Origin of the sequence: Gracilinema caldarium (assembly GCF_029265695.1) — a bacterium.
Taxonomy (GTDB): Bacteria; Spirochaetota; Spirochaetia; order Treponematales; family Breznakiellaceae; genus Gracilinema; species Gracilinema caldarium_A.
In genome coordinates, this window is record NZ_JAJUHW010000004.1 from 90,279 (window position 1) to 115,260 (window position 24,982).

General features: G+C 48.2%; 21 protein-coding genes. 15 read left to right on the forward strand and 6 right to left on the reverse strand.

From position 1 onward, the window contains the following. Positions 1-16 precede the first annotated feature (16 nt). Entirely contained in the window at positions 17-1,132 is a 1,116-nt protein-coding gene (locus Q7P68_RS02635; RefSeq protein WP_304222429.1) for a DUF362 domain-containing protein, read from the reverse strand. Positions 1,133-1,205: 73 nt separating this feature from the next. Beyond that, positions 1,206-2,207, reverse strand: a complete 1,002-nt coding sequence (locus tag Q7P68_RS02640) for a diguanylate cyclase (protein WP_304222431.1) — start codon at positions 2,205-2,207, stop codon at positions 1,206-1,208. Positions 2,208-2,416: 209 nt separating this feature from the next. Between Q7P68_RS02640 and Q7P68_RS02645 the strand changes: the two genes are divergently transcribed. The 7 genes from Q7P68_RS02645 to bamJ all read left to right on the forward strand — a co-directional run bounded on the left by Q7P68_RS02645 (position 2,417) and on the right by bamJ (position 12,306). Then, positions 2,417-3,724, forward strand: coding sequence for an ABC transporter substrate-binding protein (locus Q7P68_RS02645; RefSeq protein ID WP_304222433.1), 1,308 nt, complete (start codon positions 2,417-2,419; stop codon positions 3,722-3,724). Positions 3,725-3,807: 83 nt separating this feature from the next. After that, a complete protein-coding gene (locus Q7P68_RS02650) occupies positions 3,808-4,788 on the forward strand; it encodes a carbohydrate ABC transporter permease (RefSeq protein WP_304222434.1) in 981 nt (326 codons plus the stop codon). Then, a complete protein-coding gene (locus Q7P68_RS02655; protein ID WP_304222436.1) occupies positions 4,781-5,653 on the forward strand; it encodes a carbohydrate ABC transporter permease in 873 nt (290 codons plus the stop codon). Before Q7P68_RS02650 ends, Q7P68_RS02655 begins: the two co-directional genes overlap by 8 nt. A 40-nt stretch (positions 5,654-5,693) precedes the next feature. Continuing rightward, complete coding sequence (locus tag Q7P68_RS02660) at positions 5,694-6,743, forward strand: LacI family DNA-binding transcriptional regulator (RefSeq protein ID WP_304222438.1); 1,050 nt, start codon at positions 5,694-5,696, stop codon at positions 6,741-6,743. Continuing rightward, positions 6,730-9,768: a beta-phosphoglucomutase gene (gene pgmB, locus Q7P68_RS02665; protein ID WP_304222440.1), complete on the forward strand. Its 3,039-nt coding sequence runs from the start codon at positions 6,730-6,732 to the stop codon at positions 9,766-9,768. Before Q7P68_RS02660 ends, pgmB begins: the two co-directional genes overlap by 14 nt. 31 nt (positions 9,769-9,799) lie before the next feature. Further along, entirely contained in the window at positions 9,800-11,476 is a 1,677-nt protein-coding gene (locus Q7P68_RS02670) for a sensor histidine kinase (RefSeq protein ID WP_304222443.1), read from the forward strand. A 131-nt stretch (positions 11,477-11,607) separates the two neighbouring features. Continuing rightward, positions 11,608-12,306: a BamJ family beta-barrel-assembly machinery protein gene (gene bamJ / locus Q7P68_RS02675; protein ID WP_304222445.1), complete on the forward strand. Its 699-nt coding sequence runs from the start codon at positions 11,608-11,610 to the stop codon at positions 12,304-12,306. 100 nt (positions 12,307-12,406) lie between these two features. Here the strand turns inward: bamJ and Q7P68_RS02680 are convergent, their stop codons facing one another. Next, on the reverse strand, positions 12,407-13,591 hold the full coding sequence (locus Q7P68_RS02680) for a nucleoside-diphosphate kinase (RefSeq protein ID WP_304222447.1): 1,185 nt from the start codon (positions 13,589-13,591) through the stop codon (positions 12,407-12,409). Positions 13,592-13,747: 156 nt separating this feature from the next. Between Q7P68_RS02680 and Q7P68_RS02685 the strand changes: the two genes are divergently transcribed. The 8 genes from Q7P68_RS02685 to proC all read left to right on the forward strand — a co-directional run bounded on the left by Q7P68_RS02685 (position 13,748) and on the right by proC (position 21,347). Then, positions 13,748-14,908 (forward strand): ABC transporter substrate-binding protein, encoded by a 1,161-nt coding sequence (locus tag Q7P68_RS02685; protein ID WP_304222450.1) that lies wholly within the window; start codon positions 13,748-13,750, stop codon positions 14,906-14,908. Between the two features lie 92 nt (positions 14,909-15,000). After that, positions 15,001-15,894, forward strand: a complete 894-nt coding sequence (locus Q7P68_RS02690; protein ID WP_304222452.1) for a branched-chain amino acid ABC transporter permease — start codon at positions 15,001-15,003, stop codon at positions 15,892-15,894. Continuing rightward, positions 15,891-16,940: a branched-chain amino acid ABC transporter permease gene (locus Q7P68_RS02695; RefSeq protein WP_304222455.1), complete on the forward strand. Its 1,050-nt coding sequence runs from the start codon at positions 15,891-15,893 to the stop codon at positions 16,938-16,940. Before Q7P68_RS02690 ends, Q7P68_RS02695 begins: the two co-directional genes overlap by 4 nt. A 2-nt stretch (positions 16,941-16,942) precedes the next feature. Further along, entirely contained in the window at positions 16,943-17,713 is a 771-nt protein-coding gene (locus tag Q7P68_RS02700; RefSeq protein WP_304222457.1) for an ABC transporter ATP-binding protein, read from the forward strand. After that, positions 17,707-18,417: an ABC transporter ATP-binding protein gene (locus Q7P68_RS02705; protein ID WP_304222459.1), complete on the forward strand. Its 711-nt coding sequence runs from the start codon at positions 17,707-17,709 to the stop codon at positions 18,415-18,417. Before Q7P68_RS02700 ends, Q7P68_RS02705 begins: the two co-directional genes overlap by 7 nt. Before the next feature lie 13 nt (positions 18,418-18,430). Next, complete coding sequence (locus tag Q7P68_RS02710) at positions 18,431-19,702, forward strand: glutamate-5-semialdehyde dehydrogenase (protein WP_304222462.1); 1,272 nt, start codon at positions 18,431-18,433, stop codon at positions 19,700-19,702. 14 nt (positions 19,703-19,716) lie between these two features. Then, positions 19,717-20,520: a glutamate 5-kinase gene (gene proB / locus Q7P68_RS02715; protein WP_304222464.1), complete on the forward strand. Its 804-nt coding sequence runs from the start codon at positions 19,717-19,719 to the stop codon at positions 20,518-20,520. Further along, positions 20,517-21,347 (forward strand): pyrroline-5-carboxylate reductase, encoded by an 831-nt coding sequence (proC, locus tag Q7P68_RS02720; RefSeq protein WP_304222467.1) that lies wholly within the window; start codon positions 20,517-20,519, stop codon positions 21,345-21,347. The genes proB and proC overlap by 4 nt, the downstream gene beginning before the upstream one ends. Positions 21,348-21,361: 14 nt before the next feature. Here the strand turns inward: proC and Q7P68_RS02725 are convergent, their stop codons facing one another. The 3 genes from Q7P68_RS02725 to trxB are packed head-to-tail and all read right to left on the reverse strand — an operon-like array spanning position 21,362 to position 24,891. Further along, entirely contained in the window at positions 21,362-22,252 is an 891-nt protein-coding gene (locus Q7P68_RS02725; RefSeq protein ID WP_304222469.1) for a GNAT family N-acetyltransferase, read from the reverse strand. Between the two features lie 6 nt (positions 22,253-22,258). Beyond that, entirely contained in the window at positions 22,259-23,956 is a 1,698-nt protein-coding gene (locus Q7P68_RS02730) for a glycoside hydrolase family 3 protein (RefSeq protein ID WP_304222472.1), read from the reverse strand. Then, complete coding sequence (trxB, locus tag Q7P68_RS02735) at positions 23,953-24,891, reverse strand: thioredoxin-disulfide reductase (protein WP_304222475.1); 939 nt, start codon at positions 24,889-24,891, stop codon at positions 23,953-23,955. The genes Q7P68_RS02730 and trxB overlap by 4 nt, the downstream gene beginning before the upstream one ends. Between the last annotated feature and the right edge of the window lie 91 nt (positions 24,892-24,982).

Genomic DNA, 24,982 nt, shown 5'->3' on the forward strand with positions numbered 1-24,982 from the left:
TACATTGGATCGTTATTTAATCGATTCGTATTAGTTCATATTCCTGCTTTCCAAGTCCAATTTTTTCAGCATAATCGATGCCGAGCTTCCAGTTGGTGTGGGGCTGGGCAAGGGTAAAACGGTCTGAAAGCTCTTCCTGCTTTGTATGGCCAATACAGCTTGCAGGATTAATCGGCGCTTGGTTGACTAAATCTACCGAAGCCCGGTCCAGCGCAACCGGGTCAAAGCTCGCCGCTATTCCGATGTCCCCTACAATGGGCACATCATTCATACTCCAGCAGTCGCAGTTCGGAGAAACATTCATTATAAAGTTGATATGGAAACTGGGCTTATCCTTAACAACCGCAAGCGCATATTCGGCGATCTTTTCCTGGGCACCTACCGAGTCCCATTGGGGCTGGGCCGCATCGTACATACATACCGCCACACACTGGCCGCAGCCGACGCAGCGGGTATAATCGATGACCGCCTTTTTATGTTCCAAATGTATGGCGTTCTGGGCACAATTTTTTACACAGATGCCGCAGCCAATGCAGTTTCCCGAATCGATTTTGGGCTGCCCATTGGAGTGCATTTCCATTTTACCCCCAATGGATCCGGACCCCATACCGAGGTTCTTTATTGCTCCTCCAAAACCGGTGAGTTCATGGCCCTTAAAATGGTTCATCGATATAAGTACATCGCTTTCTGCGATGGCAGAACCAATCTTTGCGGTTTTGCAATGTTTCTGGTTAATTTCGATTTCCCGATATTCGGTGCCCTTAATGCCGTCTGCAATGATCACCGGGCATCCTGTCGCAAGGGGGTTAAAGCCGTTTTCAAAAGCGCTTTCGATATGGTCTACCCCATTGGCCCGGCGTCCCTTGTACAGGGTATTGCAGTCGGTCAGAAAGGGCAGGGCTCCCTTGCTTTTCAGGACCTGAACGAGCCTGAGTACATAGTTGGGCCTGATATAGGCCAGGTTCCCTGGTTCTCCAAAATGGATTTTAATAGCCGTCAGTTTTTTATCAAAATCGATGTCTAAAAGGCCCGCTTTTTTTACCAGGGTTTCAAATTTGTCGAGCAAGTTTTTTCCCGGTTTTGTCCGGAGATTGGTCACATAGACAAGAGGTTTTTGTATAGAATTATTCATATTTTGATGATAGACGCACCCGCAGACTTTGTAAAGGGAGCCACCTTAAACGGCTCACCTTTATGCAATAGCCTCATTCTGACATGATAACCCTGTTTCTTCCTTCTTTTTTTGCCCTGTATAAAGCCTTATCAACTCTTTCTAGAATGCTTTCAATACTATCATGTTCTTTGTAAGAGGTAACACCAAAACTGGCAGTTTTGTGCCCAATTATTTCAAATATAAAATTTTCTACAACCTGTCTTATTTTGTTTGCCATATGCATGGCTCTCTCAAGCTCGGTTTCTGGACAAATTATCAAAAATTCTTCTCCACCCCAGCGGCCGCAAACATCAGTATTTCTTGTGTTTTCTAAAATTATGTTTGCAAATTGTAACAAGATTTTATCACCCACTAGATGGCCAAAAGTATCGTTCACCTCTTTAAAATGATCTATGTCTAACATTATAATTGAAAACGGTCTTATATAACGTTTTGATCTTTCCAATTCCATATAAATTGTTTCTTCTAAAACACGTCTGTTATATAGGGATGTCAATTTATCAGTAACCGCAAGTTTATTTAATTCTATATTTAAAGATCTTAATTCCTCTGTCTTCTCATTAACCAATCTTTCTAGAACAGCGTTTCTTTCTTCTATTTCCTTTACTGGATATGCTTCATCTTCTCCATGTTCAACTGTTGGTAAAGAAATATGCTTATGTTCCATTTGCCATCGGTTTTGATTGAGGATCCAGACTGTCGAATATCTTAATCCATTTAGCCTTACCTCTTCTTTGAGGATATAAAATTTTAGATTTAATACACAGGCTACTATCCCGACGTTATCAAATGGTTTTTGAATATGCATACTTAAAATTTCATAATCTATTGGGTCAGGAACCTGAGAAATGTCTCTTTCAAATAATGAAATTGATGCATCGAGCTTAAAAGAAACTTCATCAAGACCAGTGCCAAAGACAGAAAAACGACGACTAAAAAATTGTTTTACTTCCTCAAAATTTCTTTCCTTAAAATAAACCCTTAAATACGAAAGAAAAGCTTGTTCTAAATCGCCTGTCTCAATATCGCTCATGAGGACTCCAACATGAACTATAAATGGATCTACTTATTTGTCAAGGAAAGGGGCACGGCCCCTTTTTTTCCGTAACCGACTTTTGAAATGAGCTCAATTGGCTCAATTTTTAAAAATTTTACTTGCATTTTCTAAAAAGTGGGTTTATAGTGTTACTAACAAGCGTTAGTAACGCACAGAACGAACAAATTGGACAAATGGAGGTACCTATGAAAAAGCTCGCAATGACACTCGTCATGGCACTTGCGGTGTTTGGTCTCGTATTCGCCGGTGGCGGCACCGAAAAGGCCGCATCTGGCAGCAGCGGCCAAAAAACCATCAACTTTTTAGCCGTATGGGGCGGCCAGGAAGCGGAAGTATTCCGTGCAATGGTTAAACCCTTTGAAGAGCGGACTGGCATAAAGGTAGAACTGGAAGCGACACGGGACCTGGATGCGGTCATTACAACCCGGGTTGAGGCGGGAAATCCTCCGGATGTGGCGGGACTTCCCGGTCCTGGTAAGCTGGTTGAACTGGCCAAGGCTGGTAAGCTTGTAGATCTGTCCCAGGTTCTTGATATGAACGAATTCAATAAGAACTATTCTGCTGGCTGGAAGGATCTTGGTACGGTAGATGGCAAACTCTATGGTATCTTTACCAAAGCGGCCATCAAAGGTCTTGTCTGGTACAATCCTAAAACATTTAAGGCCGCTGGTGTTAATCCGCCTACCAATGCCTGGACCTGGAATGATATGATGAACTATTCCAAACAGGCGATTGATAAGGGTCTTGCTCCTTGGGCGATTGGTGTAGAAAGCGGTGCTGCATCTGGCTGGGTTGGAACTGACTGGCTCGAGAATATTTTCTTGCGGGTAAATGGCCCAGAAAAATACAAGGAATGGTACGAAGGTAAACTGGCATGGACCAGCCCTGAAGTACGGAAAGCATGGGAAATTTGGGGCCAGATTATTGCGGATTCTAAAATGATTTACGGTGGTTCAAAATATGTTAATTCGACCAACTTTGGCAATGCTCATGAACCGCTCTTTAGCAATCCTCCCAAAGCTTTGTTCCATCATCAGGCTAGCTTTATCCAGAGCTTCATTTTGAATCAGTTCCCGAGCCTGAAACCTGTTGAAGACTTTGATTTTGTAGCCTTCCCCAGCATCGACGCAAAATATGCTAAGGCAGTAGAAGGTGCAGCTGATGTTATCGGTGTATTCAAGAATACCCCGGAAGTCCGCGCTTTTGTAAATTACCTGGCGAGTGCAGAAGCTCAGGCTTATTGGGCAGCCGGTACGGGAGCCCTGGCTACCAACAAGAATGTTTCTCTCGTATTCTATCCCGACGCTCTTACCAAACGGGCTGCAGATATTATGAACAAGGCTGAGATTGTTGTATTCGATGCTTCTGACATGATGAAGCCTGAAATGAATGCAGCTTTCTGGTCCGCTGTGGTGAGCTATATTGAGAATCCGAAAAACCTGGATTCCATATTGGCCGGTCTCGAAAAGGTCCGTAAGGATGCATATAAATAATAGATAGAAAAATCAGTTCTTCAAGCCGGAACTTCACGGTTCCGGCTTGTTAGTTGTAATCACAAAGCATAAGGCGGAACAGCATGCATGTAAACTATTTTTTAATAGCCATCCTGGCAATAGGGATTATTCCAGTTTTTATATGGTCATACCTTGTGGTAACCGAGCTAGTGGTTTCCCGCACACCTCGAAAAATATCTGGTTCTCTTCGGCCTTGGCTTTGGTTACTTCCGGCCCTTTCTCTCCTCGTCGTATTTTTGGTATATCCCGCTGCGAATACGGTATATCTCAGTTTTTTAGATGCCAAGTCTGCTAATTTTGTAGGCTTTGCCAATTACCTATATATATTTACTGATGCCAACATGCTGGTGGTACTCCGCAATAATGTGTTATGGCTGGTACTCTTTACGCTCTTTTGTCTGTTCTTTGGCCTCTTGATTGCACTGCTGGCCGACCGTGTTCGCTATGAGTCTGTCGCGAAGGCCTTTATTTTTCTGCCCATGGCTATTTCTTTTGTTGCAGCCGGTGTAATCTGGAAATTTATGTATGAATATCGCCCTGCTGGCTCCCCGCAAATCGGTACGGTGAATGCTGTCCTTTCAGTAATAAATCCAGCTTTTGAACCAAAGGCATGGCTCTTTGACCGTTCTACCAATAATATAGCCCTCATTGTGGTGGGTATATGGATGTGGACCGGTTTTGCCATGGTGATCCTTTCTGCAGGGCTTAAGGGAATCAGCGAAGACCTCTTGGAGGCAGCCCGTATGGATGGGGCAGGGGAGTTCACCATATTTATAAAGATCATTTTACCCTTACTGCTTCCGACGATTACCGTGGTAGCTACCACGCTTATTATAAATGTTTTAAAAGTCTTTGATATTGTATATGTGATGACCAATGGTAACCTTGGGACCGAGGTTATCGCAAACCGCATGTACAAGGAAATGTTTAATTATCGTAATTATGGTCGGGCCAGTGCCATCGCCACGCTGCTCCTCGTGGCCATAATTCCTGTCATGGTCATCAACATTAAACGATTTAATGCGGAGGGTTCCCATGAGTAAAAAAATCATTTCCCTGGAAGCTCAGTACCGTAAAGCCCTGTCCGCTATTCCACTTCACTTCGTGCTTATTCTTGCCTGTGTAGTCTGGATGGTTCCTTCAGTGGGGCTTTTTATAAGCTCTTTTCGGCCGAAAAATCTTATAGCCATAAGCGGCTGGTGGGAGGCGCTAAAAAGTCCCTTTGCCTTTACATTGGATAACTATATCCATGTCATTTCCCGGGGTAATATGGGTAGGAGTTTTATTAACAGCCTGCTCATTGCTGTGCCTGCAACGGTTATTCCGATCTTTATTGCCGCAGCGGCAGCCTATGCCTTTGCATGGATGCGTTTTCCCCTCAGGAAGGCCCTTTTCTTGCTTGTAGTAGCCCTGATTGTGGTTCCGCTCCAAATGACCATGATTCCGGTTTTGCGCATTTTTAACAGTCTGGGGCTTACAGGAAGTTTTACCGGCATTTGGCTTGCCCACACGGCCTATGGACTTCCCTTTGCGGTATATCTCTTGCGGAATTTTATCGCCCAATTGCCCCCTTCCATGATAGAATCCGCCGAGATTGATGGAGCTTCCCACCCATTAATATTCCTCAAACTGATAGTGCCCACTTCTATTCCCGCCATTTCATCGCTTGCTATTTTCCAGTTCATGTGGGTATGGAATGATCTTCTGATTGCCCTTGTTTACCTGGGCGGTACTCCCGACGTAGCACCTATGACGGTTACTATCGGTAACCTGGTCAATTCCTATGGCGGCGGCTGGGAATATTTAACCGCAGCGGCCTTTATATCTATGGTCCTGCCCCTTGTGGTCTTCTTTGGATTACAGCAATATTTTGTTAAAGGTGTTCTCGCCGGTTCGGTCAAAGAATAGAACCTTGAGGGCATAAATAAAACAAAAGGATTTATGGCAGATGAAAAAGCGTATGGTTTCAGCATCCGATGTGGCTAAGCTCGCAGGTGTATCCAGAACGACGGTTTCGTTCATTCTGAATAATACTCCCGGGAAGCATATCAGCGAAGCTACCCGCCAGCGGGTGCTCCAGGCTGCCAGTGCATTGGAATATGTGCCCGATGAGGATGCGGTTAGCATGGCTCGGCGGACTCATTTTACCATAGGCTTTTTTATCAGCCACTCAAGCTCAATCTTTACCGATGCCTATATTATCCGCCTTATTGATGGGATGGCCCTGGTGTTCAACAAAAACCGATGCCGGCTTGTATTGCAGCCCCTGCGTCAGTCCCAGACCAACTATGTTGAACTCGTCCGGTCCCATGGCCTTGACGGCGTGATACTCATCAACACCCATACCAATGATCCTGGTATTACTGATTTAGAGCAGGCCGATATCCCGTTGGTTGTTATAGGTTCTATTCAGGGGCTTCATATTCCTCAGGTGGATATTGATAATACCGCTGCGGCCCGAGAAATGGCAGAATATTTAATTTCACTGGGGCATACAAAAATCGCGATGATTGTCCATGCACCGGTTAGCTATTATGCCGCAGCGCACCGGCTCGCGGGATACAAAGCAGCCCTTGAGGCAGCGGGGCTTCCAATTCAAGATCAATATATTCGAATTGCCGATTTTACCGAAGCTTCGGGCTACCGGGCTATGCGGGAATTGCTAGATCTGGCAGACCGGCCAACCGCGGTGTTTGCGGGAAACGATGTGGTGGCCTACGGTGCCATGCAGGCAATTCAGGACGCGGGGCTCGATATTCCTGGTAATATATCCCTTGCCGGCTTCGACGATGACTATCTTTCCCGCTATTTAAACCCGCCGCTCACCACCGTAACCCAACCAGCAGAGGGGCTTGGTGAGGCCGCCGCACGTCTTGTATTGCGGCAGATACTTTCTCCATCAGCGGTGCAACAAGAGGCGGAAATGCACCGTATCATTTTACCAACCGTACTTGCACAACGAGATTCTTGCAGGAGCATACAACATGAGCAGCACTGAAATTCAGGAATGGAAAATAACAGAAAGAAAATGGAATAAGCAGAGCCTTGGAAAGGATGAAACACTTTTTACCCTGGCAAACGGACACTTGGGACTCCGGGGCGATTTTGATGAACCTCAGCCGGCTTTTCACCGGGGTACCTATATTAATGGCTTTTTCGAAAAGGAACCAATCGTATATGGCGAAATCGCATACGGTTATGCGGAAAACCATGAGACTATTCTTAATCTGCCGGATCCAAAACAGGTACGGCTCTTTGTAAACAATGAAGAATTCCGGCTGGATACGGTACGGATTCTTTCTTATAACCGATGTCTTGATATGAAAGAAGGGCTTCTGGTCCGCAATGTGGAAGCCATGCTTCCCAATGGATGCCGTATAGGGCTTAAGAGCCGGCGGCTTGTGAGCTTTGTCCGGACCACGATTGGTGCCCTTGAGTACCAATGTACCCTGTTAGATAGTCCTGGCGGAATGCCCGTTTCTATTAGGCTCGAAAGTCCGCTGGAAGCCCTTGCATCTAACCGTAAAGCAGAAAAGGATCCCCGGGTCGGCTCCAAATTTTCCCGGCATCCATATAAAGTCGTTTTATTGGAAGCTCATCAAGACCGCTCTCGTCTTGCCGTGGATACCCACAAGAGCGCCCTTGCTGCGGTACTTGACCTTCGCTATCATTTAGTTCCTCAAAATACATTATCGCTTTCTTTTAAGGCTAGTGATGAGTCTGCCCAGTATAGCTGGGCGGGGACTATGAATGTCGGTGAATCTTTTACGTTCTATAAATATTTTTCCTATGCCAGTGGTTCATCATCGGAAATCGAAGCCCTGAAAAACCAAAACGAATCGATGCTGGATGCGGCCTTTCAAGCAGGTTTTTCCGTTCTCGTTCAGGAGCAGCATGACTTCTTAAAAGCCTTTTGGGCTGTTGCGGATGTGCAAATAGAAGGAGATCCAGAAATTCAGCAGGCTATTCGTTTTAATATATTCCATATTCTGCAATCCTCCGGTCGGGATGGAAAAACCAGCATCGCAGCCAAAGGCCTCACCGGTGAGGGCTATGAGGGCCATTATTTCTGGGATACAGAAATATATGTGTGCCCCCTATTTACCTATACGCAGCCAGAAATTGCCCGGAGTCTCCTTGAGTATCGGTATTCCATTTTAGATAGGGCCCGCAAGCGTGCCCAGGTTATGGCTGAAAAGGGGGCCCTCTTCCCCTGGCGTACCATCGATGGGGAAGAGACAAGCGCTTATTATCCTGCTGGTACCGCCCAGTATCATATTAACGCGGATATTGTATATGCCATGGAAAAATACTGCCAAGCCTCTGGTGACCGGCAGTTCCTGTTCCATAAGGCCGCAGATGTGGCGGTTGAAACGGCCAGGCTTTGGTTGTCCCTGGGCCATTTCGGCGCCGATGGTCTGTTCCGCATTGACTGCGTAACCGGGCCCGATGAATACACCGCCCTGGTGAATAACAATGCATATACGAATCTCATGGCCCGGAACAATCTCCGCTTTGCCCTGGATACACTGGGACTCATGAAGCAGGCAGCCCCTGCCGACTATAAGGCTTTGCTTGTACGGCTTAATCTTGATGAATCTGAGCTGGAGCTATGGAAACGGGCCGCAGAGGCTATGTACGTTCCTTTTGATCCAAAAACTGGAATTTATCCTCAGGATGATTCCTTTATGGCAAAAGAACCCTGGCCCTTCGAGAGTACTCCCCGGGATAAATATCCTTTACTGCTTCATTTTCACCCCCTGGTGATTTACCGGCACCAGGTGCTGAAACAGCCTGATTTAGTTCTAGCCCAATTTTTACTTTCTGAACAATTCAGCCTGGCAGAAAAAATCCGGAATTACCGCTTCTATGAGAAGCTCACCACCGGAGATTCATCCCTTTCCCACTGTATTCAAAGTATTATGGCCGCTGAAATCGGTGACTCGGAAAAGGCATATGACTACTTCCTTAAAACAGTCCGGATGGATTTAGATGATGTACATGGCAACAGCAGTGATGGCATCCATACCGCTGCCATGGCCGGCAGTTGGCTCTCTGTTATCTATGGATTTGCCGGTTTCCGGGACCGGCGGCATGTAGACAGCGATATCTGTTATTCGTTTAATCCAAGGCTCCCGTCGCAATGGAAGCGACTTGTTTTTTCATTACAGTTAGAGGGCCGAACTCTCAGGGTAGACCTGGGACGCTACGCGGTACAATATAGCCTCTTAAGGTCCACAGAACAAAACTCTTCCGATGTTCCGAAGCCCCTTACCTTCCTGCACCGAAACCAAAGTATCACCCTCTATGAAGGAGATGCGGTGACGGTCTCGCTCAAACCGGTTTTGCGGGCCGTTGTTTTTGATCTGGATGGCGTTATAACCGATACTGCCAGGCTGCATTATACCGCTTGGAAGCAGCTGGCAGACGAACACGGCTGGATTTTTGACGAGAAACTTAACGAAGCGCTTAAAGGTGTTTCACGGTTGGGCTCCTTAGAAATAATTCTACGCCATAACAGTATCCGCCTTTCGCATCAACAAAAACATGAGCTTGCGGAACGAAAGAACGCTTATTATATGAAGCTATTGGATAATCTGGGGCCCCAGGACATTCTGAGCGGTATTCAGAATTTGCTTCTTGAGTTGGGCAAAAGGGGTATAAAACGGATTATTGCATCGGCCAGCAGGAATGCGCCGAGAATCATTGAACAGTTAGGACTCGGTCCTGTGCCTGGTACCTATTTCGAAGGTATTGTGAACCCAGATACGGTCTGCTGCGGAAAGCCGGATCCTGAACTATTTTTACGGGCTACCGAGCTGGCTAAGGTATCGCCACATGACTGTATAGGTATAGAAGATGCCCAGGTTGGTATTGATGCAATAAAGGCGGCTGGTATGAAGGCTATTGGAATCGGTCATAATTTGAATGGAGCTGATATAAGAATACATGATACCAGTGAATTGTCCGTGGAACTCCTAGAACGGCTCATTCAGGATGGAGGATTCAGGGGAAAAGATTGACGAAAACAATAAAGAATGTCAAACTAATTGTATGTTTGTGTATACACCCTACATTTGGCCCTTAATCATTGCCACGGTGCTTTGTATCGTTATTGCACTGTATGTGCAAAAGTATCCGGAAACACCGGCTTCCAGGCCCTTTATTTACATGATGTGGGTCGGTGCAGGGTGGACCTTCTTGTACGGACTGTCAATAATTACCGTGTGGTATCCGCTTCGGCTTTTTCTTTCCATGGCAATGTATATTCCGTCCCGGCTCATGGCGCCGGCAATTTTGTACATGGCTTTGGAATACAGCGGAAAGGAACGCTGGATTACCACACGGAATGTAGTTCTGGTTCTCAGTATTCCAATCATCTCAATTATTGCTTCAATGACAAGCCCCTGGCATCGCCTTTTCCGTTACGATTTTGCTCTGGATACTTCGGGCGTTATTCCAATCCTGTACTATACAGTTGGACCGATCTTTACGTTGAGCAACATCTATAATGCAATAGTTATTCTCTCATCCCTTTTGATTATGTTCTTTTCTTTAAGAGACCGGGCTCTTAAACCACAATCCACTATGCTGCTGATAATTGGGATTCTCATTCCTATCTTGGTGGAAATATTGTTTACCAACAATATCACTCCTATAAAAGGCTATAATTTTGCAGCCAGCACCATTGTGTTTACCGGCGGTGCATACCTCGTAGCCCTCATGAAATACCGCCTCTTTGGGTTTATGCCGATTGCCCGTTCTACGGTGCTCGAACATATTTCTGATCTGGTGGTCGTTTTTGATAATCAGGCTCAAATAGTAGATTGCAACCCCGCAGCCCTCCAGGCTATCGGATTGAATTCGCAAAATTATGTTGGTATACCCAACGATTTTTTACCCGCACCATGGAAAGATTTTTTTGATGCCCAGGCCAAATTAGGCTCTGGCCAGCGGGATGTGGAACTCACCGTTCAAGGTGAAAATAAGGTCTTTGATCTTTCAGTCAAAAAAATTGCAGACAGCCGATCCAGAATTTTGGGTACTCTTTTCTTGCTCCACGATATAACAAGCCTGCGCTCTTCGGAAAGAAAAGTGCAGCAGCTATTGGAAGAAAAAAATCTTTTATTGCGGGAAGTACATCATCGGGTTAAAAATAACATGAGCGTTATTGCCAGTATACTTTCCCTGCAATCAGAAACAGTTCAAGACGAAGCTGCAAAGGCTGCGCTGCTAGAAGCCAGAAACAGGGTCCAAAGCATGTCAGTTCTGTATGACCGGCTCTACCGATCCGATGGCGCTAATGAGATGCCCCTGAGCGATTACCTTTCTCCCCTTATTGATAAATTAGTTGCCATGTTCCCAAGCGATCCCTTTATTAAGGTTGAAAAATGTCTTGAACCGATTGTACTGAACGCTCGTATACTTTTTTCTCTAGGTATTATCGTCAATGAACTTTTAACCAATGCATTTAAATATGCTTTTAAATCCGGTGAAACAGGATTTATTCGTATTAGTGCTGAAAAAAATGGATCCCTTGTAACGGTTCAAGTGATAGACAGCGGCGGGCGCTATCCCGATGAAAGCACAGGTCAAGGTCCACTTGGTTTCGGTTTACAGGTAGTTCAATTGATGGCTAAACAGATTGGTGCCAATTTCATGATTAAGCGGACAGGAATTCAGGTAAAAGAAACGGTCGCAAAGCTCACGTTCTCTTTATCAGAGTCCTGAAATCAAATCCTATTACTGTCGCTCCGTTACCTCTTGCGGCTTTTAATATTTCCCTGTATGCTGGTAAAGACCCTCTTTCAGGGCCTTCAGGTGCCTGGAACCTGAAAATTCTTTAATATGGAATACTTTGTATGAAAAAGACAGTCTTATCGCTTGTTTTAGCTTCCACAGTTTTATTCGCCTGTAATGCAAAAGGTAATGCAGATGCATCTAAAGATGCTACCGCTACAAAACCAGCTTCCAAGGCAGATATAAGCTATGCAGTAGGCATGGCCCTCGGCAAGAGTGTGAAAGACACGGGTATTGAACTGGATTATAACGCGTTTATGCAAGGCTTTAAGGATAATATGGAGAGCAAGAAACTCAAGCTCACCGAAGAACAGGCCTCTTCGTACATTCAAGAAGCTATTACTAAGGCTCAGGAGAAAAAAGCCGCTGATAACAAAGCAAAGGAAACCAAATTCCTCGAAGACAATGGTAAAAAACCGGGGGTTAAGACTACTGCGAGCGGCCTTCAGTACGAAGTGATTTCAGAGGGCACCGGCGCAAAACCCCAAGCCAGCGATACCGTAAAGGTTCACTATACGGGAACTTTGATGGACGGCACCAAGTTTGATAGTTCTGTAGATCGCGGCGAGCCTGCGGTATTCCCCCTGGATCAGGTTATTCCCGGTTGGACCGAAGCTATTCAGCTCATGAACGTGGGCAGCAAATACAAATTTTTCATTCCTTCAAGTCTTGCGTATGGTGAAAGCGGCGCTGGCAACGTTATTCCTCCCAATTCACCGCTCATTTTTGAAGTAGAACTGATTGGTATCGAAAAGAAGTAAATCGATAAGTCGAAGATAAAGGAAAAGCCCCCTGCAACATAGTGTTGGAGGGGGCTTTTTTGTTGGCTGCACCAGATATTGAGGTCCTAGTAAAACTACTTTATTTTACCGCAAAATAGGCATTGATAACATCCATACAGGTGTTATGGTTGATTTTTACAATACCCATTTCGCGTTTCGCATTTTCCGTAGAATCCGACGCATGAGCCGTGTTAACCATCACATTGCTGCCAAATTCGCGTCGTACCGTCCCCATGGGTGCCTTAAGCGGATCTGTCGGTCCGAGCACATCCCGAATTTTATTGACCGCATTTTCGCCTTCATAGACTAGGATCATACATTTAACTGACCCGGGCTGGTTCATTTCTTCTACTGGACATGCACTCGGTTTCTTTCCGGACATAAACTCAACAATTTGTTCAAATTGATCTATTGCATATTCCACGCCAAAACTATCGGTTAACATCTTTTCGGTGTTCTCGCTCAAGGTGATTTTGAATTCACTTTCTAGAATTTCCTTGGCCTTTTTACCGAATATAGGACTCAGTTTGTTCTTGAGCGCATCCTTTACCGGGCCGTAGAATTCGAGGGCTTCTGCAATAGAGAAACGGTGTACCTTTACCGAGATAATCCGAAGACCCGTTCGGGAGAACATATCGATAATGGTTCCTGGACGGGATGAATTGTATTTCCAGTTGTCGGGCTTGAGTATTACCAGGGTCCGTTCGATTTTTGATGGATCCGGATAAGCCATGTTTTCAATAATGTTGGGCTGGCCCTTGAGAAAGCGTGCAAAGAGAGCAAGGTTTTGGTCTGCCGCTTCCTGGCTGCGGGGAGTTAAGACCGCAGGCTCCAGATAGGTTACCTTATTCGGGTCATTGGGATCTACGATCATATCTGCATAGGTATCCCGAATTGTTTCACCGGTAATCGATTCAATACCCATGTTTTCTGGATACAGGGCCCCGACAATATCAGAAAGCTTGCGGACCGCGTCGGTTCCGCGGAAAAGAAGCAGCAAAGATCGATGCCGCCGTCCACCTGAGGGCGCTAGGTTTTTTTCTACATAGTCTGCCAGGAGATCCGCTGCTTTAGGATTAGACGGATCTTTTTGGCTGCGGATAAGTCCGGCATATTCTTTTACAAAAGCCTCGTCGGGAGCAATCATTTGAGCGCCGACCAGCTCCAGATCCAGCCGTGAAAGTAAACGAGCGATAACCCCGCCGGTTCGGCTTTTTGCAATAGTATAGGGGGTTACCAGAACATACGAAAGGGTTTGATCCATATATAAAAACTCCTATGAAGATCCTATCATAAACAGTTTTATATATTTTGTCTATATAAGTTGTTCTGGTATAGTGAAATGCATAAATATTTATAAAATACATTGACAATTTATATTTATGCAATTATTATGCAATCTACAGTAGGAGGAACTGTTATGAAAAAGAGTATGGGAATTTTTCTTGCTCTGTCCTTAGTATTTAGCTTTGCTGTCATTCTTGCAGGTTGCGGAGGTAGCGCTCAATCTAATGTTATTAAGATCGGTGTCTTTGAACCCTTGACCGGCGCAAATGGTGCGGGCGGCGCTGACGAAGCAGAAGGAATTAAACTTGCCAATATGCTGTATCCCACGGTAACGGTGGGCGGTAAGGAATATAAAATTGAACTTGTAGTGGCTGATAATAAGTCGGACAAGGTAGAAGCTGCCAATGCGGCCACTATGCTTGCTCAGAAAGCCAAGGTAAATGCTGTTATCGGCAGTTGGGGATCTTCCCTGTCTATGGCCGGCGGACCCATTTTTGCGGAAGCAAAAATCCCTGCCGTTGGGGCATCCTGTACCAATCCTAACGTTACCAAGGGCAACGAATACTATTTCCGGGTCTGTTTCCTGGATCCCTTCCAGGGCGAAGTAATGGCAACCTATGCCTTTAAAAACCTGGGGGCTAAGAAGGCTGCCATTGTTCGGGAAGTCTCCAACGATTACTCCGTTGGGCTGGCTAAATTCTTCGCCGACAGCTTCATCAAGCTGACCGGTGATCCGAATGCTATTGTTGCCCAAGCCGATTACAACACGGGGGACCAGGACTTTAATGCCCAGCTTACCAATATCAAAAAGGCGAACCCTGACGTTATTTTTGCTCCCGGTAACTTTACCGAAAGCGCTCTGCTTATTAAACAGGCCCGGCAGCAGGGGATAACAACTCCCTTCCTTGGCGGTGATACCTGGGACGAAGCGGCGTTCCTTGAAGTGGGCGGCAAGGAAGTCGAAGGAGCGGTACTCTCTACATTCTTTGCGAACGATGTGCCCATAAATGCTACGAGTGCTTTGTTCCTTAAGGAATTCCGGGCTAAGTTCAACAAAGAGCCCGCTGCTGTAGCAGCTCTCGGTTTCGATGCATATCTGGTGATCCTCGACGCTCTTAAACGGGCCAACTCCACTGACCCAGTTAAGATCCGGGCTGAAATCGCCAAAACCACCAATTTCGAAGGTGCTGCCGGCTCTATTACCATCAATGCTGAACGGAATGCCGAAAAAGACGCGGTTATTAAGGTCGTAAAAGACGGAAAATTCCATTACCTGACTACCGTAAAGCCCTGATATACCGTTAGTTCGGAACCATTTTAATCATCGGGGGTGTTTCGTTGTGGCAACCAGAGCGAAACACCCCTTTCAATTTACATGAAGGACCTATGGATTTATCTACCTTTTTTCAATACTTAGCTAATGCCCTCTCTCTGGGAAGCCTGTATGCCCTCATAGCTATTGGCTATTCAATGGTTTACGGTATCTTGCGGCTTATCAATTTTGCCCATGGGGATGTGTTTATGCTGGGGGCGTATATCGCGTTTTACCTTGTCTCCGCGGCCATTATGCCCTGGTGGGTTGCTTTTATTGTTGCGATCGGGCTGACCTGCCTTTTTGGTATCGGCCTAGAACGGGTAGCTTACCGGCCGCTGCGGGATTCTCCTAAAATTTCCATCATGATCAGTGCAATTGGAGCTTCTTTTTTAATAGAAAATCTTGCTATTGTGCTATTCGATGCCCGGCCCAAGGCGTTCAAAGTGCCGGAACTTTTTTCCACCGTGGTCAACATTGGCGGCGTTTCAATCGTAAGTGTGAGTTTCTTTATCCCCCTTATAACCTTTGCGCTTCTGGGGATCCTTCTTTTTATTGTGCACAGGACGAAAACTGGTATGGCTATGCGGGCTGTTTCTACCGATCAGGATGCGGCCCGGCTCATGGCTATTGATGTTGATAAAACGGTCTCTTTCACCTTTGGCATAGGGTCTCTTTTAGCTGCCGTCGGCGGCATTATGTGGTCCCTGAAATACCCGCAGCTTTTGCCTCTCATGGGAGTCATGCCTGGCCTTAAATGCTTTATCGCGGCGGTTATCGGCGGTATCGGTTCCATAGGAGGAGCCGTGCTTGGGGGCTTCCTTTTGGGTATCATTGAAATTATGACCGTGGCTTTTTTGCCGGATCTCACGGGCTACCGGGATGCCTTTGCTTTTATTTTACTCATCATAGTACTCTTGGTCCGGCCTACCGGGCTATTGGGTAAGAATCAGGGGGAAAAGGTATGAACAAAAGGCTTTATTTATCCCTCGGAGCAGCTCTGCTGTTTGTGGTGCTGCTCTTCTTAGCCGATGCGTTCCTGGATCCCTTTTCCATGCAGATATTTAAGCTCTGTGCCATCAATATTATTCTTGCCCTGTCGCTCAATCTCCTTAATGGATTTACGGGCCTCTTTTCTCTGGGACACGCAGGTTTTATGTCTATCGGTGCCTACACCTGCGCCCTTCTTACCATGACGACGGCTCAAAAGGAAATGAACTTTTTCCTCAAGCCCATAGAACCTTTTTTGGCCCATATTACTATTCCCTTCCTGCCCGCCCTGCTCATTGCGGGGCTTGTGGCAGCCTTTTTTGGATTTATCATCGGGGCTCCAGCCCTGCGCCTCAGGGACGATTATCTGGCAATCGCTACCCTGGGATTTTCTGAGATTATCCGGGTTGTGTTTACTAATCTGCAAAGTATTACCAACGGATCTCTGGGTATAAAGGGCTTACCCCGCTTTACCACCATGTGGTGGGCCTGGGGGACCGCGGTGGTAACGGTGGTCCTCATTGTCAGCCTTATCCACTCAAGCTATGGACGAGCCTTTAAGGCGATTCGGGACAATGAAATTGCAGCAGAAGCCATGGGCATTAATGTGTTCAAAATGAAGCTTCTTTCATTTGTCATCTCGTCATTCTTTGCCGGTATCGGCGGGGCTCTCTTAGCTCATCACCTTACCACTATAGATCCTAAACAGTTTATGTTCCTCAAGACCTTTGATATCCTCCTGATTGTGGTATTGGGAGGCATCGGTTCTATTTCAGGCTCCATTATAGCCGCCGTGGTGGTTACTATTTTGATGGAAGCCCTCCGGTTTCTCGACGGGCCTCTTAATTTTATTTTCTTTTCGACCCCCGGTGTCCCCGGGATCCGGATGGTGGTTTTTTCCATACTCCTCATGGTGGTTATCCTCTTCCGCCAGCAGGGGCTTATGGGGCGTCATGAGTTATCCTGGTCTATGATAGAAGGCTGGGTCAGAAGCCTGGGCCGCAAGGGCCGAACAAGGAGCTAGCGGTGGAACATCTATTGCAAACTAAACAACTGACCATGAAGTTCGGCGGCCTTACGGCGGTATCAGAACTGAATATCGAAATAGATCCCGGGCAGATTATTGGTCTTATCGGGCCGAACGGGGCTGGAAAAACTACGGCCTTTAACATGATTACCGGGGTGTATAAACCGAGCTCGGGAACCATACTTTTTAAGGGCCACCGGATTGATGGATTAAAGCCTCATCGTATAACTGATCTGGGTATTGCCCGCACCTTTCAGAATATACGGCTTTTTAAGGAAATGACCGTACTGGAAAATGTCCTTGTGGCCCACCACTTTAGGATGGGTACTAACCTCGCAGAAGCAGTTCTTAAGCTTCCCAGTTACAGGAAGAAAGAAAAGGAATCCAGAGACCTGGCTATAACCCTGCTTGAGCGGCTGGGATTGGCTGACCAGGCCCATGAACGATCAACTTCGCTGCCCTACGGCAAGCAGCGGCGCCTTGAAATAGCCCGGGCTTTGGCTACGGGGCCTACGCTCCTCCTCTTAGACGAGCCTGCGGCGGGAATGAATCCCCAGGAGTCCCGGGACCTCATGGATTTTATTTTTAAGATCCGGGAGGACTTTAAGCTTACCATACTCCTCATTGAACACCATATGCAGGTTGTCATGGGAGTCTGCGAGCGGATGTATGTACTGGACTATGGCATAACCATCGCCCAGGGGAGTCCCGAACATATCAGAAAAGATCCAAAGGTAATCGAAGCCTATCTGGGGGCAGACGCATGCTGAACATAGAAAATTTGTCGGTCCATTACGGTGGCATCCATGCTCTTCAGGGCATCAGCCTCGAAGTCCCCGCGGGGAAAATCGTGACCCTCATCGGGGCTAACGGTGCAGGAAAAAGTACCACCCTGAACGCTATTATCGGACTTGTTAAAAGCTCTTCCGGTTCTGTGACCTTTGAAGGGAAAAATATCCTAGGCCAGCCTACGAAAAGCCTCGTAGAGCAGGGGATCGTACTTGTGCCAGAGGGCCGTCGGATTTTTCCGAACCTGACGGTCCAGGAAAATCTTACCCTCGGCGCCTATGCACGAACCGATAAGGAAGGTATAGAAAAGGATAGGGAACGGGTCTTTAGTCTCTTTCCCCGGCTCAAGGAACGGATTAAGCAGAAGGCCGGAACCCTGTCAGGGGGAGAACAGCAAATGCTTGCCGTGGGCCGGGCCCTCATGAGTAAACCCAAAATGCTTATGATGGACGAACCATCCCTGGGGCTAGCGCCTATCATTGTGGGAATGATTTTTGATATTATAAAAGAAATAAACAGGTCAGGCGTCACGGTACTCCTCGTTGAACAGAATGCCAAGGCTGCGCTGGAAGCCGCAGACCTGGCCTATGTACTTGAGACTGGCCGGATTACCCTTTCTGGTACAGGCAAAGAACTGCTGGCCGATGACCGGGTCCGTAAAGCCTATCTCGGAGAAGGGGAGTAAAAAGGGGTACAGGATGGGAAATCTCGATACAGTGTTTGCTTCCCTCAGGGAAGCCCAAAAAGCCCTTGCATTGGTGAGCCGGAAGGAAAAAGATGAAGGTCTCAGGGCGGTAATGAAGGCCATTGATGCAGATAGGCAGGCTATTCTGACGGCCAACCGGCTCGACGTTGAACGGGCCCGCGCATCGGGCATGAAAGAAGCCCTGGTAGACCGGCTTGCCCTGAATGACAAACGAATCAACGAAATGATCGATGGCATTGATGTGGTAATACGGCAGGATGATCCCATCGGCCGGGTCCTCGACGGCTGGACTTTACCCAATGGGCTTTTTATAGAAAAGATAACCGTTCCCCTCGGGACTGCGGCGATTATTTACGAATCCCGCCCCAACGTTACGGTGGACGCCTTTTGCCTAGCTTACAAGGCAGGCTGCGCTATTCTGCTCCGGGGGAGTTCCGCAGCCCTTGAGTCCAACCGAGCCCTGGTTACAACCATGAAGAGGGCCCTTGCGGAAGTGAACCGCTTCCCCGATGCGGTCGCTTTGGCAGACTCAGGAAGCCGGGACGAGGTTGATGAAATTCTTACCGCCCGGGGCCAGGTGGATGTGGTTATTCCCCGGGGCGGTCGGGACCTCATTCGCCGTGTGGTGGACAATGCCCGGGTACCGGTTATTGAAACCGGAGAAGGAAACTGCCACATCTATGTGGAGCCCAGCGCCGACTTTGAAAGCGCCCTGGCCATTGTGGAAAACGCAAAGATCCAAAAACCCGGAGCCTGCAACGCCGTGGAGACCCTGCTCGTCCATCGGGATGCGGCTCATCAATTTATACCCCTCCTTGCCAAGCGGCTTGCGGGTCGGGTCCTCTTACGCTGCTGTGATCGCAGTAGGGCCATACTGGCCGGTGCAAAAGACCTGCCTGCGGCCCTCAAGGTAGAGGCCGCTGCCGAAGCAGACTGGGAAACTGAATACCTGGACTATATCCTTGCCATTAAGGTGGTCGATACCCTCGACGAAGCCATCAGCCATATTAACCGGTACGGCACTAAACATTCGGAAGCAATCCTCACCAATAACCTTGCATCGAGCCAGGAATTCGAACGGCGGGTTGATGCAGCCTGTGTGTATACCAATGCTTCCATTCGCTTTACCGACGGCGGCCAATTTGGATTCGGGGCCGAACTCGGCATCAGTACCCAAAAATTCCACGCCCGGGGTCCCATGGGCCTTGAAGCCCTGACCACAATCAAGTATCGTGTACGGGGAACAGGTCAAATACGGGAGTAATTATAAAAGCTATTATGATACCTCAATTAATTGAAGATGCCCGAAAGATCGTAATAAAAGTTGGGTCCAATACGCTGGCGGACAAGCAGGGGCACATAAACCGTGCGTTCCTCGCTGAATTCGCCGAGCAGGTTGCGGATTTGCTTTCCCAGGGGAAGCAGGTTGTACTTGTGTCCTCAGGCGCTCGGATTGCGGGCATATCTACCATCGGCAAATGGGAGCGGAAACGGGACATTCACTACAAGCAGGCCCTCTGTGCGGTCGGCCAGGTGGAACTGATGGAAGCCTGGCGCAAGGCCTTTGAGCCTAAAAATATACACATTGGTCAGCTCCTCCTCACTGCCGATGATTTTTCCAACGATATAAGGACCCTGCACATGCGGAATACCCTCTTTACTTTAGTTGATGAAGGGGTGGTTCCCATCATTAACGAAAACGATTCGGTTTGTGTTGATGAAATTAAAATCGGCGACAACGACAATCTTGCTGCTTTATCAGCTATTTTGTGGAGCGCCGATCTTTTGATTCTTTTCAGCGATATTGACGGTGTCTATACCAAGAATCCTAAGGAACACCAGGATGCGGAACTCATAGAAGAAGTGCGGGACCTGGCGGCCTTAAAGTCTTCCATCTCCATGGGCAGCACCAACAGTTTCGGAACTGGCGGTATCGTAACAAAACTGGAAGCCGCCGAAAAAGTTCTTTCTTACGGCATTCCCATGATACTTGCCCATGGGGGCAAAAGCCGGGTATTGGAAGCTCTTCGCAGCGGTACCCAGCGGGGAACCGCCTTTATTCCGCCGGGAGGCAAACCGTGAAATATACAATTACCTGTATTGGCAGCGGCAATATGGGCGGTGCGCTGATGAAGGCCGCCGCCCGGATGATCGGAGGGGCCGCTATTGGCGTCACTGACGCGGATACAACTAAGGCAGCGGCCTTTGCTGCCGAGCTGGGCGGCGGCGCCCTGGCGGCGAACAAGGAGGCCGCAGCGGAAGGCCGTTTTGTGCTCCTCGCGGTAAAGCCCCAGGTGGCGCCTGCGGTGCTGGCGGAGATCGCCCCCGTACTGGCCCAGCGGATCCAGGAAGGAAGAGCTGCGGTGCTGGTTTCCATCGTAGCGGGGCTTTCCATTGCGGCAATGCGGAAGCACCTCGGTGAAGCGGGCTGCTTGCAAAACCAACCGATAATAAGGCTTATGCCCAACACACCAGCCTTGGTTGCCAAGGGGATGATTGCCCTGGCTTCATCAGCGGATGTGAAAGCCACGGATGTGGCAGAGCTTGAGCATATTTTAGGCGAAGCGGGCATTATCGATCGAATAGAAGAGAAATATATGGATGCCGTGACCGCCCTGTCCGGGTCGGGGCCTGCCTTTGTGTACCTTTTTATTGAATCCCTAGCCGATGCGGGGGTACGGGCCGGCTTAAGCCGTGACAAGGCTCTGCGCTATGCGGCCCGGACCGTTTTGGGTTCCGCCGCCATGGTGGAAGAAACGGGCCAGCATCCTGGGGTGCTCAAAGATGCGGTGACCTCTCCTGCGGGAACGACCATTGCGGGCATTGCAGCCCTGGAGGAACGGGCCTTCCGGGGCACGGTAATGGCTGCCGTGGATGCGGCGTACCGGCGGGCAAAGGAACTCGGATAGCCCTTGGATCTTCATCAATAGTAGCTTATCCTGTATTCTCCGATAGTCTTAAAGCCAAGCTTTTCGTAGACCTTTATAGCGGACTGGTTTCTTTTTTTTACAAAAAGGCTCACCGCGGCGCCGGTTTGCTGTATCCGTTCCACCAGGGCTGCCACTACATAGGTTCCAATACCCAAGCCGCGCAGGTCGGGCCGAACATAGACCCCGCCAATCTGCCTATATCTGTAGGACGCTGCGTTGGTATTAGCCTTGGCGGCAGGAAGCCCCTGGTACTCTCCATAGACAAGCAGTTCTTCTCGTAAAATTCGCTCGACCCCCTGCCGGCAGTGTTTTTCGCTGAAACTGCCATGGGAAGGTATAACCTCTTCCTGTTCATAGGCGGCCTGCAATTGGTAGAGTGCTTCCAGAGTAGGATTAACTACGAGTTCTAGTCCATCCGGTTTTAGCGGCAGGCGGACTGTTTCGGTGAGGTTCATGAGATAATAATCAAAAGAGTCGCGCATGCTGTAGCCGCTGGATTTCAGGGCTCGTTCAGCGATCCGCACATCCTCAGTAAGACCCTGTACCGAATATATTTTTTTAAAGAATTGCTGTTTTAGCATTCTGCATATTATTTTTTCTGCTCTTTCGCTGCTGCAGCCATGAAAGAATGGGTGGAGTATGGCGCCTGAGCGGAATACAAAGCTTTGGATTGTATTGTCTGCATTTTGACAGATAAGGAGTTCTCCGGGTGGGGCTCCTGTCTGGGTATAGGTAATAAAACGGCTTGCTGCGGCCACAAGAAAGGGTTCATGGACTCTTAAGAAAGTTTCGATAGCTCCCAGGTCCCTATTGTTCGCTTTGTGCCACCGGCACGCTTCTGTATATTGTTCGGTGCTAGCCGGTAAGAGCTCCCTGTCTTGCATGATGGACTATCTTGTATTCCCTTTGAGCGCAAAAGGGAGTCTTCCCTGCATGGGTATCCTTCCGAGCAGGGCCGAAAAGGTGGCGATAAAGGATTCCTGAGAATAGCTGTACACCGCAATGCTGCTGGAACTCCAGGGAACACGCTGGAGGTGGACCGGAGAAAGGGCGGAAATAACAATTATCTTTTTCCCCGAATAACGGATGCTCTGCAGGAGATCTACGCCATAACTGTTGGCGAGGCAAAATATAATGGTGTCGGCAGATTTTGCCATGGACATAAAATTGATCTTATCGGTTTGGGAGCTTGCATCAGAATAGGGATATTTGAAACGCTGTGCATCAGGATAAGCCCGCAGCCCGATGGTTAAAAAATCTTCAAAGGGAGAGGCAAGGAGCACTTTGCCTGCTTGGGTAGGATTGAGGGGTGCCGGGTTAGTTCCAGAGACGAGGGTTACACTGCGGGCCGCCAGATCCAGGAAAAAGGCTTTGCCCTGGGGATCGGGAATCCGTTTTTTTATTTCATCAGTCTGAGGATAAAGGGGCGGGGCAGCGCTGCGGCGAAGGTAATCGAGCTTAAGAATGAGTATTCTCCGGGCTGCATCCCGTACCCTGGAACGAAATTTTGGATCCCTTTTCATGGCTTCTAAAAGGTTGTTCCACACCGGGTCAGAAAGATTGGGGGTCTTGGACATCATAATGATATCGTTTCCCGCTTCCAGGGCTTTCTGAGCTGCCCGGGATAGACTGCCTGCGGAAGTAGTTACCCCGTTCATCAATAGGTCATCCGTAATAACAAGCCCAGTAAAACCGATGGTATCTCTCAGTATGGTAGTGATGAACCAAGGGCTGATTGAGGCTGGTTCATTCCCTCCTTTGGTGAGCGGAAATGCCAGGTGACCAGTCATGATGGCGGGGATTCCCTCTTTACTGAGCATCCGGTACGGAAGCAGTTCCCGGTTCCAGAGGGTCGCAAAGGGAATAAAAATTTCGGGAAGCACCCCATGGGAATCGAGTTCCGTATCGCCATGGCCCGGATAATGTTTTGCTGTTGGGATGATACCTGCCTTTTCCTGTCCCTTGGCAAAGGCGATGCCGAGAATACCTGCTGCAACTGGATCATCACTGAAGGCTCGGGGGCCGATGAGTACGGATTGCTGGTTTGTAAAGAGATCAACCGAGGGGGCAAAATTCATGTTGATGCCCAGGGCAGCCAGTTCCCTGCCTATATAATAGCCCGCCATATAGGCGTCCCGGGGAATACCGGAAGCCCCAATGGCCATATTACCCGGAGTTTCGCTCGTAAGGCCTTTTACATGGCGTATCCAGCCCCCTTCCTGGTCTGTCGCTACAAGGAGGGGGATTTTTTTTTCGCTTGTTAAAGCCGCCTTCTGGAGCTGCCCCACCGTGTTAGCGAGCCGGTAGGTATCTTCGGTATTCCAGCCGAATATTTTTATACCCCCAATACGGCGTTTCTGGATCCAGTCCATAATGGCCGGAGAAGGGTCAGCTCCTACCCAGCCCAGCATGAAGGTCTGGGCCAGGGCTTCTTCATCTGACATGCCTGCAAGGAGTTTTGCCGCCAGTTCATTCGGATTGCCGGGGCTGTAAAAATCCTCCGCCCGGGCGATGCTGCTGGCAGTATTGTATGAGAAAATAAAAATGAATAGGAGAAATATACCGTTTTTATATAATCCAGGCTTCACCTATATGCTTCACCCCTGATTTCATCAATATACTGGGATGCGCAATGGGCTGCAATAGCCCCCTCTCCGGCAGCCACCACAACCTGGCGGAAGGGACTGGACCGGACGTCTCCTGCGGCAAAAAGGCCCTTTATAGAGGTTTCCATGCGCTGATTGGTAATGATATAGCCTGCTTCATCCTTTTCTGCCTCAGGAACCAGGTCCGTCTGGGGAATGGAGCCGACAAAGATAAAGACCGCTTCTGTATCATCTTCGTACCGTTCGCCCGTATCGGTTCGTTCTAAGACTACCGAGCGGACCTTGGTGTCACCCTTAATTTCCACAATCCGGGTATTAAAGTGGACCTGGATATTTTTATTGTGGAGTACCCGGTCTGCAATTGCCTTTTGGGCCCGGAAACGATCTCGGCGATGGACCATGACGATCTGGCTCGAAAGGTTGGAAAGGTACTGGGCTTCGTCGCAGGCCGCGTCGCCGCCGCCGACCACATACATTTTTTTGCCCTTAAAAAATGGACCGTCGCAGGTGCCGCAGTAGGAAACGCCGCGGCCCTGGAACTCCATCTCGCCGGGGACTTCCAAGTGCCGGTGCTTGGCTCCCGTGGCGAGGATAACTGCCGGTGCGGTCATGGTATCCCCGGAGCCCAGGTGGGCGGTAAATAGGTTGTGTTCTTTAGTGAGTTTGGTTACCGTATCGTTGACAAATTCGGCGCCGAATTTCTCCGCCTGCCGGTGCATGTCCTGGGCAAACTCAAAGCCGCTTTTTGGTTCAATATATCCGGGATAGTTTTCCAGGTGGTCGATGAGTAGAGCCTGTCCGCCGGGGGCTATCTCTTCGATCATAACAGTTTTTAAGTTCGCTCGAGCGCCGTATTGTGCTGCGGTAAGGCCTGCGGCGCCTGCTCCGATTATAATTAAATCTACTTCACGATTCATTTGTAATATCTCCTATATATGAAAAATACTATAAACGCCAGGCTCTGTCAATTACCTTAAAATCTGCGATTTGGCGCGGCGGCTGCAATGC

Bases quoted from the DNA above. Each gene is read 5' to 3' on its own strand.
- Q7P68_RS02670 (WP_304222443.1), top strand. From the start codon at position 9,800: ATGTTTGTGTATACACCCTACATTTGGCCCTTAATCATTGCCACGGTG.
- Q7P68_RS02685 (WP_304222450.1), top strand. From the start codon at position 13,748: ATGAAAAAGAGTATGGGAATTTTTCTTGCTCTGTCCTTAGTATTTAGC.
- Q7P68_RS02635 (WP_304222429.1), bottom strand. From the start codon at position 1,132: ATGAATAATTCTATACAAAAACCTCTTGTCTATGTGACCAATCTCCGG.
- proB (WP_304222464.1), top strand. From the start codon at position 19,717: ATGATACCTCAATTAATTGAAGATGCCCGAAAGATCGTAATAAAAGTT.
- Q7P68_RS02710 (WP_304222462.1), top strand. From the start codon at position 18,431: ATGGGAAATCTCGATACAGTGTTTGCTTCCCTCAGGGAAGCCCAAAAA.
- Q7P68_RS02650 (WP_304222434.1), top strand. From the start codon at position 3,808: ATGCATGTAAACTATTTTTTAATAGCCATCCTGGCAATAGGGATTATT.
- Q7P68_RS02655 (WP_304222436.1), top strand. From the start codon at position 4,781: ATGAGTAAAAAAATCATTTCCCTGGAAGCTCAGTACCGTAAAGCCCTG.
- Q7P68_RS02680 (WP_304222447.1), bottom strand. From the start codon at position 13,591: ATGGATCAAACCCTTTCGTATGTTCTGGTAACCCCCTATACTATTGCA.
- Q7P68_RS02705 (WP_304222459.1), top strand. From the start codon at position 17,707: ATGCTGAACATAGAAAATTTGTCGGTCCATTACGGTGGCATCCATGCT.
- bamJ (WP_304222445.1), top strand. From the start codon at position 11,608: ATGAAAAAGACAGTCTTATCGCTTGTTTTAGCTTCCACAGTTTTATTC.
- pgmB (WP_304222440.1), top strand. From the start codon at position 6,730: ATGAGCAGCACTGAAATTCAGGAATGGAAAATAACAGAAAGAAAATGG.
- Q7P68_RS02645 (WP_304222433.1), top strand. From the start codon at position 2,417: ATGAAAAAGCTCGCAATGACACTCGTCATGGCACTTGCGGTGTTTGGT.
- Q7P68_RS02725 (WP_304222469.1), bottom strand. From the start codon at position 22,252: ATGCAAGACAGGGAGCTCTTACCGGCTAGCACCGAACAATATACAGAA.
- Q7P68_RS02690 (WP_304222452.1), top strand. From the start codon at position 15,001: ATGGATTTATCTACCTTTTTTCAATACTTAGCTAATGCCCTCTCTCTG.
- Q7P68_RS02695 (WP_304222455.1), top strand. From the start codon at position 15,891: ATGAACAAAAGGCTTTATTTATCCCTCGGAGCAGCTCTGCTGTTTGTG.
- Q7P68_RS02660 (WP_304222438.1), top strand. From the start codon at position 5,694: ATGAAAAAGCGTATGGTTTCAGCATCCGATGTGGCTAAGCTCGCAGGT.
- trxB (WP_304222475.1), bottom strand. From the start codon at position 24,891: ATGAATCGTGAAGTAGATTTAATTATAATCGGAGCAGGCGCCGCAGGC.
- Q7P68_RS02640 (WP_304222431.1), bottom strand. From the start codon at position 2,207: ATGAGCGATATTGAGACAGGCGATTTAGAACAAGCTTTTCTTTCGTAT.